General features: G+C 61.3%; 13 protein-coding genes. 7 read left to right on the forward strand and 6 right to left on the reverse strand.

The genetic code is table 11. The features are described from left to right. The first annotated feature begins 272 nt into the window (after positions 1 to 272). From J3P96_RS05075 to J3P96_RS05090, 4 genes are all read left to right on the forward strand, one after another. On the forward strand, positions 273 to 2,129 hold the full coding sequence (locus J3P96_RS05075; protein WP_434655743.1) for a DUF1302 domain-containing protein: 1,857 nt from the start codon (positions 273 to 275) through the stop codon (positions 2,127 to 2,129). Between the two features lie 25 nt (positions 2,130 to 2,154). After that, complete coding sequence (locus J3P96_RS05080) at positions 2,155 to 3,519, forward strand: DUF1329 domain-containing protein (RefSeq protein WP_434571896.1); 1,365 nt, start codon at positions 2,155 to 2,157, stop codon at positions 3,517 to 3,519. 210 nt (positions 3,520 to 3,729) lie between these two features. Further along, the gene (locus J3P96_RS05085; protein ID WP_434655746.1) at positions 3,730 to 6,465 is read left to right on the forward strand and encodes a LuxR C-terminal-related transcriptional regulator; all 2,736 of its coding nucleotides are present in this window, start codon (positions 3,730 to 3,732) and stop codon (positions 6,463 to 6,465) included. A gap of 161 nt (positions 6,466 to 6,626) precedes the next feature. Beyond that, positions 6,627 to 7,127 (forward strand): methylated-DNA--[protein]-cysteine S-methyltransferase, encoded by a 501-nt coding sequence (locus tag J3P96_RS05090; protein ID WP_434655749.1) that lies wholly within the window; start codon positions 6,627 to 6,629, stop codon positions 7,125 to 7,127. Positions 7,128 to 7,181: 54 nt separating this feature from the next. On the opposite strand, the gene J3P96_RS05095 is transcribed toward J3P96_RS05090, so the two are convergent. The 5 genes from J3P96_RS05095 to J3P96_RS05115 all read right to left on the reverse strand — a co-directional run bounded on the left by J3P96_RS05095 (position 7,182) and on the right by J3P96_RS05115 (position 13,316). After that, on the reverse strand, positions 7,182 to 9,089 hold the full coding sequence (locus J3P96_RS05095; RefSeq protein WP_434655752.1) for an alkaline phosphatase D family protein: 1,908 nt from the start codon (positions 9,087 to 9,089) through the stop codon (positions 7,182 to 7,184). Between the two features lie 131 nt (positions 9,090 to 9,220). Continuing rightward, positions 9,221 to 10,504: a C4-dicarboxylate TRAP transporter large permease protein DctM gene (dctM, locus tag J3P96_RS05100; RefSeq protein WP_434655754.1), complete on the reverse strand. Its 1,284-nt coding sequence runs from the start codon at positions 10,502 to 10,504 to the stop codon at positions 9,221 to 9,223. After that, positions 10,501 to 11,133 (reverse strand): TRAP transporter small permease, encoded by a 633-nt coding sequence (locus J3P96_RS05105; RefSeq protein ID WP_305498904.1) that lies wholly within the window; start codon positions 11,131 to 11,133, stop codon positions 10,501 to 10,503. Before J3P96_RS05105 ends, dctM begins: the two co-directional genes overlap by 4 nt. A 66-nt stretch (positions 11,134 to 11,199) precedes the next feature. Continuing rightward, entirely contained in the window at positions 11,200 to 12,195 is a 996-nt protein-coding gene (gene dctP / locus J3P96_RS05110) for a C4-dicarboxylate TRAP substrate-binding protein DctP (RefSeq protein ID WP_434655756.1), read from the reverse strand. A 125-nt stretch (positions 12,196 to 12,320) separates the two neighbouring features. Further along, entirely contained in the window at positions 12,321 to 13,316 is a 996-nt protein-coding gene (locus tag J3P96_RS05115; protein WP_434655758.1) for a TRAP transporter substrate-binding protein, read from the reverse strand. Positions 13,317 to 13,514: 198 nt separating this feature from the next. On the opposite strand from J3P96_RS05115, the gene J3P96_RS05120 reads away from it, so the two are divergent. After that, the gene (locus J3P96_RS05120; protein WP_434655760.1) at positions 13,515 to 13,886 is read left to right on the forward strand and encodes a PH domain-containing protein; all 372 of its coding nucleotides are present in this window, start codon (positions 13,515 to 13,517) and stop codon (positions 13,884 to 13,886) included. 42 nt (positions 13,887 to 13,928) lie between these two features. Here J3P96_RS05120 and J3P96_RS05125 read toward each other — a convergent pair whose 3' ends face one another. Beyond that, a complete protein-coding gene (locus tag J3P96_RS05125) occupies positions 13,929 to 14,345 on the reverse strand; it encodes a VOC family protein (RefSeq protein ID WP_434655762.1) in 417 nt (138 codons plus the stop codon). Between the two features lie 250 nt (positions 14,346 to 14,595). Here J3P96_RS05125 and J3P96_RS05130 point away from each other — a divergent pair, with 250 nt between their 5' ends. Continuing rightward, entirely contained in the window at positions 14,596 to 15,750 is a 1,155-nt protein-coding gene (locus J3P96_RS05130; protein ID WP_434571916.1) for a mandelate racemase family protein, read from the forward strand. Between the two features lie 68 nt (positions 15,751 to 15,818). Then, positions 15,819 to 17,441 (forward strand): ABC transporter substrate-binding protein, encoded by a 1,623-nt coding sequence (locus tag J3P96_RS05135; protein WP_434655766.1) that lies wholly within the window; start codon positions 15,819 to 15,821, stop codon positions 17,439 to 17,441. The last annotated feature ends 13 nt before the right edge of the window (positions 17,442 to 17,454 follow it).

The following is a 17,454-nucleotide window of genomic DNA, read 5'->3' on the forward strand; positions in this document are numbered from 1 at the left end:
CTGAAAAGGGCACGGCAGGCCCACCCGGCAAGCGCTTGTCTTGTCAAACCGGAAATTTCAGCCATCCTTGCCGTGCCGACATCCGTCGGCCTGGCGAAGGACTGTTCCAGAGTGGTCGAAGGCTGCAAATCACACTTTAGAGGGATCAAGCCGTACTACCTGCTGGCTATAGTCCGCTCAAGGATTTTCGGAATGGGACGCGCGTGCCAGCACGGCGAAGGGTTTCCGGAAATGCCCACTGCCATAACAATAAAACACATGGAGTTGCGTCGATGACCTCAGCAAACACTTTCTGGCGCCGGGCAAAACTGCCTCTGGCCGTCAGTCTTGCCTCTTCGCTCGCCGGCCCGGCATTCGGCGTCAGCTTCAACATCGGTGAAATCGAAGGCCAGTTCGACTCGGCCCTGTCGGTCGGCGCAAACTGGTCCACGGCCAAGGCCAACCGCGACCTGATCGGCGTCAACAACGGTGGCAAGGGCCTGTCCCAGACCTCCGACGACGGTCACTTGAACTTCAAGCGCGGGGAGACCTTCTCGAAGATCTTCAAGGGTATCCATGATCTGGAGCTGAAGTACGGCGACACCGGTGTGTTTGTACGTGGCAAGTACTGGTACGACTTCGAACTCAAGGACGAAAACCGCCTGTACAAGGACATCAGCGACAGCAACCGCAAGGAAGGCGCCAAGTCGTCCGGCGGGCAGATCCTCGATGCGTTCGTCTACCACAACTACGATATCGCCGATCAGCCGGGCTCGGTCCGCCTCGGCAAGCAAGTGGTCAGCTGGGGTGAAAGTACCTTTATCCAGGGCGGTATCAACGCCATCAACCCGGTCGACGTGTCCGCGTTCCGTCGCCCCGGTGCCGAGGTCAAGGAAGGGCTGATCCCGGTCAACATGTTCTACGTGTCCCAGAGCCTGACCGACAACCTGTCGGCCGAAGCGTTCTACCAACTGGAATGGGACCAGACTGTCGTCGACAACTGCGGCACGTTCTTCTCGCAGCCAGACGTCATCGCCGACGGTTGTGACGACAACCTGCGCGTCTTGAACAAACGTTCGCGGATTCCGGGCGCTGCCTTGCCGACCCTGACCGCCCTGGGCGTCAACGTGAACGAGGAGGGCGTGCTGGTTCGCCGTGGTCCCGACCGTGATGCCCGTGACAGCGGCCAGTGGGGCCTGTCGTTCAAATACAACTTCGAGCCGCTGGACACCGAGTTCGGCGCCTACTTCATGAACTACCACAGCCGGGCGCCAATCTTCAGCGCCACGGGCGCTGCGTCACGTTTCTATACCCAGCCGCTGGGGCCGTTGGCCGCATTGCGTCCGGTGATCGTGGCGGGTAACTCGAACTACTTCGTCGAGTACCCGGAAGACATCCGGCTCTATGGCCTGAGCTTTTCCACCACGCTGCCCACCGGCACCGCGTGGAGTGGGGAGCTGAGCTATCGGCCGAACGCTCCGGTACAACTGAGCACCACCGACATCCTGTTCGCCGGTGTCACGCCAATTCCGGGCTTTGGTAACGCCTCCGTACTGGACGGCGCGCCGGGCCAGGACCTGCATGGCTATCGCCGCAAGGAAATCACCCAGTTCCAGACCACCTTCACGCACTTTCTCGACCAGGTCATGGGCGCCAGCCGCCTGACCCTCGTCGGTGAGTTGGGCGTGACCCACGTTGGCGGCCTGGAAAGCCGCTCCGAAGCGCGCTACGGCCGTGATCCGGTGTTCGGCCCGGGCGAACTGCCCAACGGCTTCTGCAATACCCTCAACACCTCGACTGCGGCAGGTGGCGGCCAGACCATCAGCGGGGTGAACAGCAACTGCAACAACGACGGCTTCACCACGTCGACCTCGTGGGGCTACCGCGCTCGCGCCATCTGGGAATACCCGGATGTCTTCGCCGGTGTGAACCTCAAGCCCAACGTGGCCTGGTCCCATGACGTCAAGGGTTACTCGCCAGGTCCTGGCGCCAACTTCGAGGAAGGCCGCAAAGCCGTCAGCCTCGGGCTGGATGCCGAGTACCAGAACACTTACAACGCGAGCCTGGCCTACACCAACTTCTTTGGTGGCGACTTCAGCACCGTGGATGATCGCGACTTCCTGGCGCTCAGCGTCGGCGTGAACTTCTAAGCACCGTATTTCAGGACGACACACTATGAAAATAACCAAGAATCTGTTGCAAGTCGGTGTGCTGGGGCTGTCGCTTTTGGCGGCCAGCGTCATGGCCGCCGTGCCTGCCGCCGAAGCCGACAAACTGGGCAAGAGCCTGACGCCGATGGGCGCCGAAATGGCCGGCAACGCCGATGGTTCGATTTCCGCCTGGAAACCCATGGCCAAGAACGCCGGCAGCGTCGACGGCAAAGGCTTCCTCTCCGACCCGTACGCCAGTGAGAAGCCGCTGTTCACCATCACCGCGCAGAACGTCGAGCAGTACAAGGCCAAGCTTGCGCCCGGCCAGTACGCGATGTTCAAGCGCTACCCGGAAACCTTCAAGATGCCGGTCTACCCGACCCATCGCGGCGCTACCGTGCCGGACGAAGTGTTTGCCTCCATCAAGAAAAACGCGGTCAACACCAAACTGGTCTCCGGTGGCAACGGTCTGGAGAACTTCGAGACGGCTGTGCCGTTCCCGATTCCCCAGAGTGGCGTCGAAGTGATCTGGAACCACATCACCCGCTATCGCGGCGGCAGCGTGACGCGCCTGGTGACCCAGGCCACGCCGCAGCCCAACGGCTCCTACAGCCTGGTGTACTTCCGTGACCAGTTCGTGTTCCGCGACAAGATGAAGGATTTCGACCCGGCCAACCCTGGCAACATCCTGTTCTACTTCAAGCAGCAGGTTACCGCTCCGGCGCGTCTGGCCGGCGGCGTGTTGCTCGTCCACGAAACCCTCGACCAGGTGAAGGAACCGCGTTCGGCGTGGGTCTACAACGCCGGCCAGCGCCGTGTGCGTCGCGCCCCGCAAGTGTCCTATGACGGCCCGGGTACCGCCGCCGATGGCTTGCGTACCTCCGACAACCTGGACATGTACAACGGTGCGCCGGACCGCTACGACTGGAAGCTTGAAGGCAAAAAAGAGCTGTATATCGCCTCCAACAGCCACAAGATCGATTCGCCGCAGCTCAAGTACGCGGACATCATCAAGGCCGGCCACATCAACCAGGACCTGACGCGCTATGAGCTGCGTCGTGTCTGGCACGTGACCGCGACCCTGAAGGAAGGCCAGCGTCACATCTACGCCAAGCGTGACTTCTACATCGACGAAGACACCTGGCAAGCCGCTGTCATCGACCACTACGACGGCCGTGGCCAACTGTGGCGCGTAGCCGAGGCCCATGCCGAGAACTACTACGACAAGCAAGTGCCGTGGTATGCCCTGGAAACCATCTACGACCTGCAGTCCGGTCGCTATCTGGCCCTGGGCATGAAGAACGAAGAAAAATCGGCCTATGACTTCGGCTTCACCGCCAGCACCGCCGACTTCACGCCTAACGCCCTGCGTCAGGACGGCATCCGCTAAACGCTCCACCCGAGGCCGCATCCTCGAAAAAACGCCCCGGCTGGTTCGGGGCGTTTTTTTGCCTGAACAAAAGCTTCCTGGCCACAATAGCGGCCAACCGCTTGTAGCCTTTTTGTAGCCATTTGTAGCACTCCCTTCAATACCTCCTCGTTTACCGCTAGTCTGCGGACATCTGCAACGCCGCCACCCGCATTCCAACAAGAGCCGGCCATGACTGATTTGTCTTCACCTGCGGATTCTGCCCGCGCAGCCATCGCGGTACAGGACGGGCGTTTCTACCGCCCGCCCTTGCCCGACGGTCACGTCCCGCGGCCGCGGTTGTGCGAGCGTCTGAGCGCTGGGCTCGGCGGTCGCCTGCTGCTGGTGAGTGCACCGGCGGGGTTCGGCAAAAGCTCCCTGGCGGTGGAATTCTGCCAGAGCCTGCCGGCCCATTGGCGGAGTCTCTGGTTGGGGCTCAGTGCCCGGGACAACGATCCGGGCCGCTTTCTGGAGCGGCTGCTCGAAGGGCTCCAGGCCTTTTATGCGCAGTTGGGCGGACGGGCGTTGGGCCTGCTGAAGATGCGCCAGCGGCACCAGCCCTTTGCTTTCGAGGAGTGGCTCGACGGCTTGCTGGATGAACTGTCCAGCCACCTTTCCTCCCGCGCCCCGCTATTGCTGGTACTCGACGATTACCACCTGGCCCAGAGTCCGGTGCTGGATCGTTGCCTGCAGTTTTTCCTCAATCACCTGCCCGAGGGCTTGCTGGTGCTGGTCACCAGCCGCCAGCGTCCGGACTGGCACCTGGCGCGCCTGCGCCTGTCGCGGCAATTGCTCGAACTCAACGAGCAGGACCTGCGCCTGACCCATGACGAGGCGTTGACCTTGCTCCAGCACCACAGCAGCTCGCTGCGTGGCGAGGCACTGGAGAGCCTGATCCAGCGCAGCGAAGGCTGGGTCGCCGGGCTGCGTTTCTGGCTGCTGGCCGCTTCCGAGGCCGGTAGCGAAGGCCGGCTGCCCCAGGCGCTGCATGGCGGTGAAGGGCTGATTCGCGATTATCTGCTCGAAGAAGTCATCGATTGCCTGCCCCCCGAGGTGCAGGCGTTTCTCTACGACACCGCGCCACAGGAGCGCTTTTGCAGCGAACTGTGCGATGCGGTGCGCGACGCCCATGACAGTCACGAAATTCTTCAGTACCTGGCCGCCCACCAGGTTTTTCTGGTGCCGCTGGACGAGCACGGCCACTGGTATCGCTACCACCACCTGTTTTCCGACCTGCTGCGCAGCCGCCCCAGCGCGCCGGCCATGGTGCCGGCCGCGACCCTGCACTTGCGCGCCTGTCGCTGGTTCAATGCCCAGGGTCTCATCGACGAAGCCGTGGAGCAGGCGTTGCGTGCCGGGCACCTGGACGTGGCGGCGAACCTGGTGCAGAACCTTTCTGAAGAACAACTGCTGGCCGAGCAGAACGTCGGCATGTTGCTGCGCTGGAAAATGGACCTGCCTGACAGCCTGCTCATCAGCACTCCACGGCTGATCGTGCTCTACAGCTGGGCGTTGGGCCTGGCCAGCCAGCTGGATGCCGCCGAGGAGCTGGCCGCCCACTTGAGTCGCTTCCTGCCGGCGCCGTCGGCCACCGCGCAAAAATCCATGCTCGCCCAGTGGCTGGCCCTCAGCGGCATCGTCGCCCGCGGGCGTGGCGACCGAGAGGCCACGCTGCGCTATTGCACCGAAGCCCTGGAAAGCCTGCCGCAGAAACGCTATGGCCAGCGCCTGATGTGCTTGTCCACCCTGTCGAACCTGGCGATTGCCGACGGTGACCTGTGGCGCGCCCGCGCGCTGAACCGCGACTCCCTCGAACTGGCGCAGCGGGTCGGCAATCCGTTGTTCGAGGCGCTGGCCCATTACGATCGTGCGCGGGTGTTGCAGGCGCGAGGGGAGATTCTGCGCGCGCTCGATGAAGTGAAGCAGGGGCTGCAGCGGCTGCATGGATTGTCGCCGCAACGGCTGTATGCGGTGCGCGCGCGATTGGTGCTGTACGAAGGTTTCCTGTTGACGCTGCGCATGCAGTCCCAAACCGGATTGGCACGGTTGCAGGCCGGCTTGACCGAAGCCCGGGCTTGTCGCGATATCAGTGTGTTGATCGGCCACTGCGTGATTGCCCGGGTCGAAGGCTATAACGGCGAATTCGCCCGGGCCTTCGCCGAGCTGGCCGAGGCCGAGCGCCTGATGCACATCTGGGATGTACCACCGGTTTACTACCTGGCGATGATCACCCTGGTCAAATGCGAGCTCTGGCTGGCCCAGGGCCGTACCGAGCTGGCCGAAGCCTGGCTGGCGCGGCTGGGCCAGACCTACACCGGCGAACGGGCCGCCGCGCCACCGGAATTCCACCCGCAGTTGCCGTTGCATGTCGAGCTGCAGCAGGCATTGCTGGAATCCATAAAGGGCCAACCGATGCAGGCCGAGGGGCGCCTCGATGCCTTGCTTGAGCACGCACAGCAAACCGGGCGGCAGATGCTCAGTGTGATGGTGCTCAACCAGAAGGTGGCCTTGCTGCTGCGCCTGGGCCGCGAACCCGAGGCCCGCAGCACCCTGGCCCAGGCGTTCGATGCCGCCATCGGCGGCGTGTTGCAGCCTTTCGAATGGTTGTTGCGAGAGCATCGTGAATGGCTGCGCGAACAGTTGCTGCACGCGCCGCCCAGCGACGTGCGCCAGCACTTGCTCGAATGCTTGCCGTCGACCGCGACGCCAGCGATCGAACCCTCGGTCCCGGTCGAAACCCTCAGCAGCCGCGAGAGGGCAGTGCTGCAACTGATCGCCCAGGGATGTTCCAATCAGGAAATCAGCGAGCAGTTGTTCATCTCGCTGCACACGGTAAAAACCCATGCCAGCCACATCAACAGCAAACTTGGCGTCGAACGCCGCACCCAGGCCGTAGCGCGGGCGAAGGCCTTGGGGTTGTTGGGCTGAGTTGTTTACTCCCGTGGCGAGGGAGCTTGCTCCCGCTGGGTTGCGAAGCGACCCTAAGATCTGACAGCGCGGTGTGGCAAGCTATGAGTTGCTCCGCAACTCAGCGGGGATAAATCCCCTCGCCACAAAAGCCAATGAGCGTGAGCCAAGGAACCACTTGAATGCCGCCCCTTTACCAAACCATCCAATCCCCCGTAGGCGAGCTGATCCTTGTCGCCCGCGGCATGAAGCTGGCGGCCATCCTGTGGGAGAACGAGCGGCTCAATCGGGTGCGCCTGGGACCGTTGGAGCAGGACAGTGATCATCCGACCCTCAAGGAAACCGAGCGTCAACTGCTGGAATATTTTTCTGGCCAACGCCGCCGTTTCGAGCTTGAACTGGATTTCGCCGGCACCGACTTCCAGGTGCGGGTCTGGCAGGCTCTGCTGACCATCCCGTTCGGCGAAACCCGCAGCTATCGCGACATTGCCATCCAGATCGGTCAGCCGACCGCGACGCGCGCGGTCGGTGCCGCCAACGGACGCAATCCCATCTCGATCATCGCGCCCTGCCATCGGGTCATCGGCACCTCCGGCAGCCTCACCGGTTTCGCCGGCGGCCTTGCCGCCAAACAGTTCCTGCTGAGCCTCGAAGGCCAACAGAGCCTGCAACTGGCGTTCTGAACCCTGACCCTGCCCAATCCCTGTGGGAGCGAGCCTGCTCGCGAAAGTAGCCGTTCAGCTCAAGGGCGACTTCGGCGCCAGCATGCGCGTGGGCGGCTTGCCGTTGGCGTTGTGTTGATAGATCTGCGCCGGTTGCCCCTGTTCGTTGAAAAACACCTGGCCGATCCCCGCCGAGTTCCACAGCCGTTCCCCGGCTTCGGCATGTTCCGGGACATGAGGGACGATGCGCATGCTGCGGCGCTTGGTGAACCAGTTCAAGGGCGAGCGTGGTGAATAGAGCCAGCGGTTCAGACGATCGAACCATTCCAGCAGCGCCGGCGGGAACTCGTTCTTGATACCGCTGCTGGTGATCTGCCAGACGCGTGGGCCGCCCTTGCGGTGCGGGATCAGCACCTCGTAGACGAAGGAATAATGCACATCGCCGGACAACACCACGTAGCTTCCCGGCGTGCGCGAATGGCGGAAAATATTCAGGATCACCTGGGCCGCGCCACGGTGGGCCATCCAGTTCTCCGCATCCACCAACAGCGGGTAGCCGCACCAGCTGAACAGCCGCTGCACGGTCTCGATCAGCTTGACGCCAAAGATCGGGGCCGGCGAGACGATGATCGCCGAGGGGTGATCCAGCAGTTCCTGCTGCAGTTCGCTCAGGGCTTCCCAGTCCAGCAGGCCCGACGGCTGCTTGAGGCTGTTCTCGCTGCGCCAGCGGCGGGTGCGGGTGTCGAGCACCACCAGCGCCGGCGTGCTCGGCAACACGTAATGCCATTGCTGGAAACCGAGCAGGGTGTCGATCAATGCATCCTGGGGCCCGCTGTCGATATAGCGGTCCCGGGCGGTGTCGCTCAAGGCCACGGTCTGCTCGATCACTTCGCCAAAGGCATCCGGGTTGTTGCCCCAGCCCTGGCAGAGCAGATAGGCGATCAGCGCGTTGCCGATGATGCGTTTGGAGAAGGGATGGCCATAGGCCGTTTCCTCCCATTGCGCGGACAGATTCCAGTCATCGGTGATGTCGTGATCGTCGAAAATCATCAGGCACGACAGATGGGCGAACACCCGTGCCACGCCATCCAGCCCGGTCTGGAATGCCTCGATGCGCTGTTGTTCGAGGTCGTAGCGCTGGCGCCGTTCGGCGGTCAATTCAGGCGGTTGCGGATCGATCAGCGTCCACGGTACGGGCGACCACACCAGCAGATACATCGCCATGACCTCGGCGAAGGTCACCAGATGGTTGTCGGCGCTGCTGCTGGTGAAGATCGGCTTGCGCGCCCCGCCGAAAAAACGTTCGCGCAGGGTTTCGTTGCTCTCCAGTGCCGGTAACAGATCCGCGCGGTGATAATAACTGGCCGGGTGTTGGTAGAGTTTGGCGCTGTCTTCCACCACCGCACCTTCCAGGCACTCCTCGAACAGGCCCAGGCGCTCGATCAAGGCATGAATCGCCCGCAACATCGGCCCGGCGACATCGTCGGCGTACACTTGGTCGCCGCTCATCATCAGCAATGCCGGACGCTGCTCCGCAGACTGCGCCAACAAGCGGTCGACACAGAGCAGACCATCATTGGCCGGGAAATGGGGTTTACGACAAGAGCCGTGGACCAGCTGTTCTATGCGCGAATGCAGCATGAAGTTCGGACGCTTTGCGTCGCCGTACAACAGATACGGCGCCCATTCGGCAATGGGGACGCCGTCCACCAGCAGGTCGTAGTCAATCGCCACGTCCTGGGGCAAGGGTGTATCGAGTGTCACATCGATCAAATGCACAAACGCTCGTTGCCCCACCGGCACCACGGTGCAGCGCGACGCATCCAGCGCCAGGTCGCCGACGCCGTCGATACTCAGCGTCAACGCCAACGCTCGCGTCCCCACCAGCCACATTACCAGCCGCGTCGGCTCCAGTCGTCGCAAGAGCGGGCCGACAAGGACGGGGGGGAGGGGGATCGGGGTATCGGAAGGGGCCGGCAACATGCGTGGGAAAAGCTCTGCTTCAGAATAAAGCAGGGATCATAACGCATGCGTACGCTGGGAGGGGGCATGCGCACCTGTGGCAATGGAGCATTGCTCCCTCACCACAGGGCGGTATGTTCAGCTCGGAATAATCAGCTCATCCCCAACCAGTTAGGCAGCGCGAGCGAGATCCACGGTACATAGGTAATCAGCACCAGGAACGCCAGCAGAATCATCAGCCACGGCATGGCCGCGCGGATGGTCGCCGTCAGCGACATGCCGGTCACCGCCGAGGTGACGAACAGATTCAAGCCCACCGGCGGCGTAATCAGGCCGATCTCCAGGTTCACCACCATGATGATGCCCAAGTGGATCGGGTCGATGCCCAGCTTCATGGCGATAGGGAACAGGATCGGCGCCAGGATCAAGATGATCGCCGACGGCTCCATGAACGCACCGGCAATCAGCAGCACGATGTTGACCACCAGGAGGAAGGTTACTGGCGTCAGCCCGGCCTCGATCACCCACGCAGTGATCTGCTGCGGCAGTTGCTCGGTGGTCAGCACGTGGGCGAAGAGCATGGCGTTGGCGATGATGAACATCAGCATGATGCTCAGCTTGGCCGACTCCAGCAGCACCTTGGGGGTTTCGCGGAACGTCAGGTCCTTGTAGATGAACAACGCAATAAACGCCGAGTACACTGCCGCCACCGCCGCTGCTTCTGTCGGGGTGAACATCCCGGAATAGATCCCGCCGAGGATGATGACCATCAGCAGCAAGCCCCAAATGGCTTTGCGGGCCGTGGTCAGCCATTCGCGAAACGTGGCTCGGGGCATTGCCGGCAGGTTTTTCTTCACGGCGACGATGTAGATCGCCACCATCAACGCAGTGCCGAGCAACAGGCCTGGTATCACACCGGCCATGAACAGTTTGCCTACCGAGGTTTCGGTCGCGGCGGCATACACCACCATGACGATCGACGGCGGAATCAGGATGCCCAGGGTCCCGGCGTTGCAGACGATACCGGCACCAAACGCCTGGGGATAACCTGAGCGCACCATGCCGGCGATGGCAATCGAACCCACCGCTGCCACCGTCGCGGGACTGGAACCGGACAATGCAGCAAACAGCATGCACGCCAGCACTGCCGCAATAGCCAGGCCACCGCGGATGTGTCCGACGCAGGCGTTGGCAAAGTCGATCAACCGTCGCGCCACGCCACCCGTGGTCATGAACGCACCGGCCAGCAGGAAGAACGGAATCGCCAGTAGGGTGTAGTGCTCGGATGTCTCGAACAGCTTGATCGCCAGGGAGCGTACGGAGTCGGGGCTGAAGAAAATGATCGTCAGCGAACCGGCCAGCCCGAGGGAAATGGCGATAGGCACGCCAATGAACATCAACACGAACAGCGCGAGGAAGAGGAAGGCAATGGTCATGGCTTGTCTTCCTCGATCTCGGTCAGTTTGATCGCTTCGGCCGCTTCATCGGCCAGCCCCAGGCCCGTCTGACGGTTCATCAGGATGCGCACCAGGATTTCCGCGAAACGGATAAACACCAGGGCGAATCCTACCGGCACGATCAACCCTACGTGCCATTGCATGATGCCGAAATGGCCGAGGTCTTCCGCGCCGATCTGGGCAATCATCAAGGTATTGATCCATTCGTAACTCGCCACGGCCAGCAACCCGGCGTAGGCCAGGCAGCACAGGCAGGCGATCACGCCGATAATGCGCTGCAGCGGTTTGCTCGCCAGTTTCACCAACGCGTCGACGCCGATGTGCCCGGCCGTGCGCACGCCATACGACAGGCCAAAGAAAATCAGCCAGCCAAACAGCGCCTTGGTCAGCGCGCTGCTCCAGGTCATGGCCTGGGCCATGCCCATGATGCCGTCGCCAATGGCGAACATCGGTTCGCTGGCGGCTGGCCAGTTATCGCCAAGGCTGTAGAACACTGCATAAAGGTTGTTGAGGACCACGTAGACGAAAGTGACCAACGTCATGGCGGCCAGAAGGAAGGCAATGAAACCTTCCTCGAAATGTTCCCAGGTGCGCCGAAGGGCGTTCATGGATGGCATCTCCTGCAGGGAGGACGACAGGCCGGCGCTGCCACGGCGGCAGCGCCGACCAACCCATTACTGAGCCTTGTTGGAGGCTTCGGCGGCTTGGATCAGGTCAGCGCCGATGTCACCTTCGAACTTCTTCCAGACCGGTTTCATCTTGTCGCGCCATGCGTTGCGTTCTTCAGGCGTGAGGGTAATGATCTCGGTGGTCTTGGCGTCGAGGATGCGCTGCTTGTCGTTCTGGTTCAGTTGCGCCGCTTCCTTGTTCACCTGGGCGGTGACTTCCACGAGGATCTTGTCCAGTTCGCTGCGTACGTCCGGCTGCAGGCCATTCCAGAACTTGGTGTTGGTGATCAGCATGTAGTCGAGCAAGCCATGGTTGGACTCGGTGATGTACTTCTGTACTTCATGCATTTTCTGGCTGTAGATGTTCGAGTAGGGGTTTTCCGCACCGTTGACCACGCCGGTCTGCAGGCCTTGGTACACCTCGGCGAAACTCATCTTGCGCGGGTTGGCATTGACGGCCTTGAACTGTTCTTCGAGCACGGCAGACGCCTGCACGCGGAACTTCAAGCCACGGGCATCCTTGGGTTCGCGCAGTGGTTTGTTGGCAGAGAGTTGCTTCATGCCGTTGTGCCAATAGGCCAGGCCGGTGATGTTCTTGCTTTCCATTGACTTGAGCAGTTTCTGACCTTCAGGGCTCAGTTGGAAACGGTCCACGGCAGAGATGTCATCAAACAGGAACGGCAGGTCGAACAACTGCACCGTCTTGGTGTATTGCTCGAACTTGGCGAGCGATGGCGCAATCATTTGCACGTCACCCAGGAGCAGGGCTTCCATTTCCTTGCCATCGCCGAATAACGACGAGTTGGGGTACACCTCGACCTTAACCTTGCCCGGCAATCGCTCTTCCACCAATTTTTTGAAGAGCAGCGCACCTTGGCCTTTGGGGGTTTGTTCGGCCACCACGTGCGAGAATTTGATAACCACCGGATCAGCCGCCATGGCGCTGCTCAACGCGCTGAGGGCCAGTGTGCAGACGAGTGCTTTCCACATAGGTTTAAACATAGGGGTTCCTTTTATTTTTAGTTTTTCACGTGCGGGCTCATTCAAAACACGACGCACGGTGGGACACTTGCAAGTCTAGGCAGAAAAACAGCTTGCCGGGGCATTGTGACATCAAGTGCAGGGCTTTACTGCGTCTTGTTGGACGCTTCGGCGGCTTTGATCAGCTCCGGGCCGATATCCTTTTCGAACTTCGCCCATACCGGTTTCATTTTCTCTCGCCAGGCATCTCGCTCTTGCGGCGTGAGGGTCATGATCTCGGTGGTCTTGGCGTCCAGGACGTGCTGTTTGTCCTGCTGGTTGAATCGCTCCGCTTCCTTGTTGGCATGAGCGGTGGATTCGACCACGATCTTTTCCAGCTCACTGCGGATATCCGGCGGCAGGCCGTTCCAGAAATCCGATGTGGTGATCAGCATGTAGTCGAGGATGCCGTGGTTGGACTCGGTAACGTATTTCTGTACCTCATGCAGTTTCTGATTGTAAAAATTTGAATAGGTATTTTCCGTGCCGTTGACCAGGCCCGTACGCAAGCCCTGATACACCACCGAGAAAATCATCGGTTGGCCTTTGGCACTCACCGCCTTGAACTGCTCCTCCAGCACCGCGGAAGTCTGCACACGGAAGACCAGGCCGCGCGCATCTTCGGGCGTGCGCAGGGGTTTGTTCGCCGAAAGCTGCTTCATGCCGTTGTGCCAATAGGCCAGGCCGGTGATGTTCTTGCTCTCCATGGACTTGAGCAGTTGCTGGCCCTCGGGGCTCTGTTGGAAACGGTCCACCGCGGCAATGTCATCGAACAGGAACGGCAAGTCGAACAACTGCACCTTGCGGGTGTACTGCTCGAACTTGGCCAGTGACCGCGCGATGATCTGCACGTCTCCCAGCAGCAACGCTTCCATTTCCTTGTCGTCGCCATACAGTGTGGAGTTGGGATACACCTCCACAGTTACCTTGCCCGGCAACCGCTCCTCCACCAGCTTCTTGAACATCAGGGCGCCCTGGCCCTTGGGCGTCTGTTCGCCCACCACATGGGAAAACCTGATCACGAGGGGGTCGGCTGCGTAGGCGCTGCCCAGTGCGCTGAAAACCAGGGTGCAGATGAGCGCTTTCCATAAAGGTTCGAGCATGGCGTATCCCTTCGATTATGTTTATTGTGCGAGCTCATTCCAGCCCCGACGAACTGCAAACACTGGCAAGTCTAGGAGCAAAAAATGCGGGCTGCCGGAAAGTTGCGGATCCTGGAGGAGAACCAGCCGCGACTGTCAGGCTTGGCCTCCGGGATCACTGGACAGGACGTTTCAAAAAACTCAACAAGGGACTCAACGATGATCGATTTCAACAACAAAGGCTTCTTCAAGCTCAAGCAAAACAATGAATACGCCGAACGCGTCTCGGATCTGTTGCTGGACGGTGAACAGGTGATCGGCGCCTACAAGTCGATGCGTGATGGCGTGGTGTTCACCAACAAACGCATCATCGCGGTAAACGTGCAGGGCATTACCGGCAGCAAGAAGGATTTCACCTCGCTGCCCTACAAGAATATCGTTGCGTACTCGGTGGAAACCTCCGGCACCTTCGACCTGGATTCCGAACTGGAGATTTATTTTTCGTCCCTGGGCAAGGTGAAGTTTGAGTTCTCCGGCAAGACCGGCATCGTCGAAATCTCCAAGGTCATTTCCAGGCACCTTTTGGTCTGAGTCGATACAAGCGCACCCCGGCAGCGTAAGTTTCGCTGGAGCTCAAGGCTCCAGCGCCGGTCCCTTCAACTCGATCTGGTTGCCATCCGGGTCGAAGCAATAGATTGACCAGCCTTGCCCCTCCGCGCCATAGCGCATCTGTGCCTTCTCGACCTCCAGCCCGGCTGCGCCCAGATGAGCGAGCAGGGCCTGTTCGTCAAACGGTTCGACGCGCAGGCAGAAGTGATCGACGTTGTGCCCCTGCCTACCCGACGCCGCGCCACCCTGACGGCCGAGCGGTCCTTCGACATCCACCAGATCGATCATCGACGCCCCGGCGCCGAGGTGGACCAACCCCAGATCGTCCCGCCGCTTCTTCAGTTCGCAACCGAGCACCGAGGTGTAGAAGGCGAGGCTGCGCTCGATGTTCGTCACGCGCAGTACGACGTGGTCGATGCGCTCGATGGTGAAATTTTTCATACCGGTCTCCACAAGGCGGGCACAAATGGGCCACGTCACTGTAGCCAGAATTTCCCAATGGAAACGAGCTTATCATCAGAGCGTGGTATGACGACATTTCAAGTTGTCATCTTTTCAAAAATAGAGCCTGCCCAAAAAACCTCATATTTAGCTGATGCACAGGCTTGACAGCTCAGAGTAAACGTACAAATAATCCGCCATGTTGTATGACGACATACAAATAAAAATAACCACACGGTGGCTCCTTCTTATGAGAATCACAGGCGTTCACGTCGAAATCTTTTCCACCCCGTCGCGCCGCGCCCAGGACAGCGCCGGCCACGCCCATCCAGGCGACGAAGTCATGATCAAGATGGCCCTGCTGCGCATCAGCTGCGACGATGGCTCGGAGGGTTACGCCTTCGGTACGCCCGAGTTGATTCGTCCACACATCATCGAATCGTTCGTGCGCAAGGTGCTGATCGGCCGCGACCCGATGGACCGTGAGAGCATCTGGCAGGACCTGGCGCACTGGCAGCGCGGCAGCGCCGGCCAGTTCACTGACCGCGCGCTGGCGCTGGTTGAGCAAGCCTTGTGGGATTTGGCCGGGCGCAAGCTGAAGTTGCCGGTGCACAAGCTCATCGGCGGTTACCGCGACAAAGTCCTGGCCTACGGTTCGACCATGTGTGGCGACGATTTGCCAGGCGGTCTGTCGACGCCGGATGAGTACGGCCAGTTCGCCGAAAAGCTCGTCAAGCGCGGCTACAAGGCAATCAAGCTGCACACCTGGATGCCGCCGATTTCCTTCGCGCCGAATCCGCAAATGGACATCCAGGCCTGCGCTGCCGTGCGCGAGGCGGTCGGCCCGGACATCGCACTGATGCTCGATGGCTACCACTGGTACAGCCGCATGGATGCACTGACCATTGGCAAGGCCCTGGAGAAACTGAATTTTGCCTGGTTCGAAGAACCGATGATGGAAGACTCCGCCGAGTCGTACGCCTGGCTGGCCGCCAACCTGGACATCCCGGTGCTGGGCCCGGAAAGCATTGCCGGAAAATTCCACAGCCGCGCCAGTTGGGTGACGCAGAAGTCCTGTGACATCCTGCGCGCCGGCGTAGCTGGCGTCGGCGGTATCGGCCCTTGCCTGAAAGTGGCGCACCTGGCCGAGTCGTTCGGCATGGATTGCGAGGTCCACGGCAACGGCGCGGCGAACCTGGCGGTGGTGGGCGCGATCAGCAACTGCCGGTGGTACGAGCGCGGCCTGCTGCACCCGTTCCTCGATTACGAGGAAGTGCCGGCGCACCTCAACAGTATTGTCGACCCGATGGATGCCGACGGTTACGTGCATCTGTCTGATCGGCCGGGGTTGGGCGAGGACATCAACTTCGCGTATATCGAAGCCAACACCTTGTCTCGACACTGATGGCGCACCACGTCCGAGGCTGAGCGGCCCGGGCGACAAGTCTTATAAATATAAGAAAGGACTGAACCATGAAACTCTGGCCCAAGCGCCTGACCAGGCTGCTGTGTGTCATCGTGGCCCTGTGCGCAGTGCAGGTGCCCGTCAGCCTGGCCCAAGGCGAAACGCCCGCCGACCAATTGGTGGTGGGCATGAGCATGATCAACCTGCTGTCCCTGGACCCGGCGGCCGCGACCGGCCTGGAAGTTGCCGAGGTCAACGCCAATGTCTACGACATGCTCCTGGAGCAGGACGCGGCGCAGCCGGACACGCTGGTGCCGGCCCTGGCGAAAAGCTGGGAAGTCAGCCCGGACCGCATGCGTCTTACCTTCCAGTTGCGTGACGACGTCCGTTTTCACTCCGGTGCGCCGCTCACTGCACAAGATGTCGCCTGGTCCTTGCAACGTGTGGTCACCCTCAACCGCGCCCTGGCGTCCACCTGGAAAGCCTACGGTTTCACGGCCGACAACGTCGCCCGGCTGATGCGCGCCGAAGGGCCGCACACCTTCGTCATGGAACTGCCACGCGTCACCGACCCGCTGTTGGTACTCAACACCCTGGCCACCTCGCCGAGCGCGTTCATCATCGATCGCTCGGTGGCCTTGCAACATCAGGTCGGTGACGACCAGGGCGCGGCCTGGCTGGCGACGCACACCGCCGGGTCCGGTGCATTCAAGCTGGATATCTGGCGCGCCAACGACGTGGTCCTGATGAGCCGCAACGAGGACTACTGGCGCGGCGCGCCGAAGTTGCGCCGGGTGATCATGCGCAACATGACCGAGTCCCAGGCCCTGCGCCTGATGGTCGAGCGCGGTGACCTGGATGTCGCCCGCGGCATGGCGGCCACCGACATCAAGGCGCTAGGCAGGGTGGATGCGGTGCGCATCCAGAGCATCGCCCGCGGCACGCTGTACTACGTCGCGATGAGCATGCAGCAGCCGCTGTTCCAGGACATCCGGGTGCGCCAGGCGATCCGTCTGCTGATCGACTACCAGGGCATCAACGACGTGGTGATGCCGCACTACGGCGTGATCAACCAGCGGCCGATGCAACTGGGCTTGCCGGCACGCCTGGACGATCCGGGTTATCGCCTGGACGTTGCCGAGGCTCGCCGCCTGCTGGCAGAAGCCGGTCACGCCGAGGGCTTCAAGGTGAGTATCCGTTCGCTGACCGACCCGCCCTTCATCAACATCGCCACCAGCCTGCAAGCGACGCTGGCCCAGGCGGGCATCCAGGCGACGATCATCACCGGCACCGGCAACCAGATCTACGGGGCGATGCGCGACCGCCAGTTCGACATTCTCGTGGGGCGTGGCGGTGGTGGGGCGGAGCGCCATCCGCATTCGAGCCTGCGGGCCCTGGTGTACAACCCGGACAACCGCAGCGAAGCCAAGTTGAGCAACTTCCAGGGCTGGCGCACCTCGTTCTTCAACCCGCAGCTCAACCAGTTGATCGAACAGGCCGAGCGCGAGCGCGACCCCGAACGGCAGCGGCAGATGTATGCCCAGATCCAGACCCTCTATGACCAACAGGCCGGGGCAATCATGCCGGTCTCGCAAATGGTGGACGAGGTGGTGGTTCACGCCGACGTGCGCAACTACATCGGCCACACCGCCGCCACCACGCGTCTTCGCGACGTCTACAAGCAGCGCTGAAATCGACGGCTTC

The sequence above is a fragment of the Pseudomonas sp. R3-56 genome (genome assembly GCF_051132075.1).
GTDB lineage: Bacteria > Pseudomonadota > Gammaproteobacteria > Pseudomonadales > Pseudomonadaceae > Aquipseudomonas.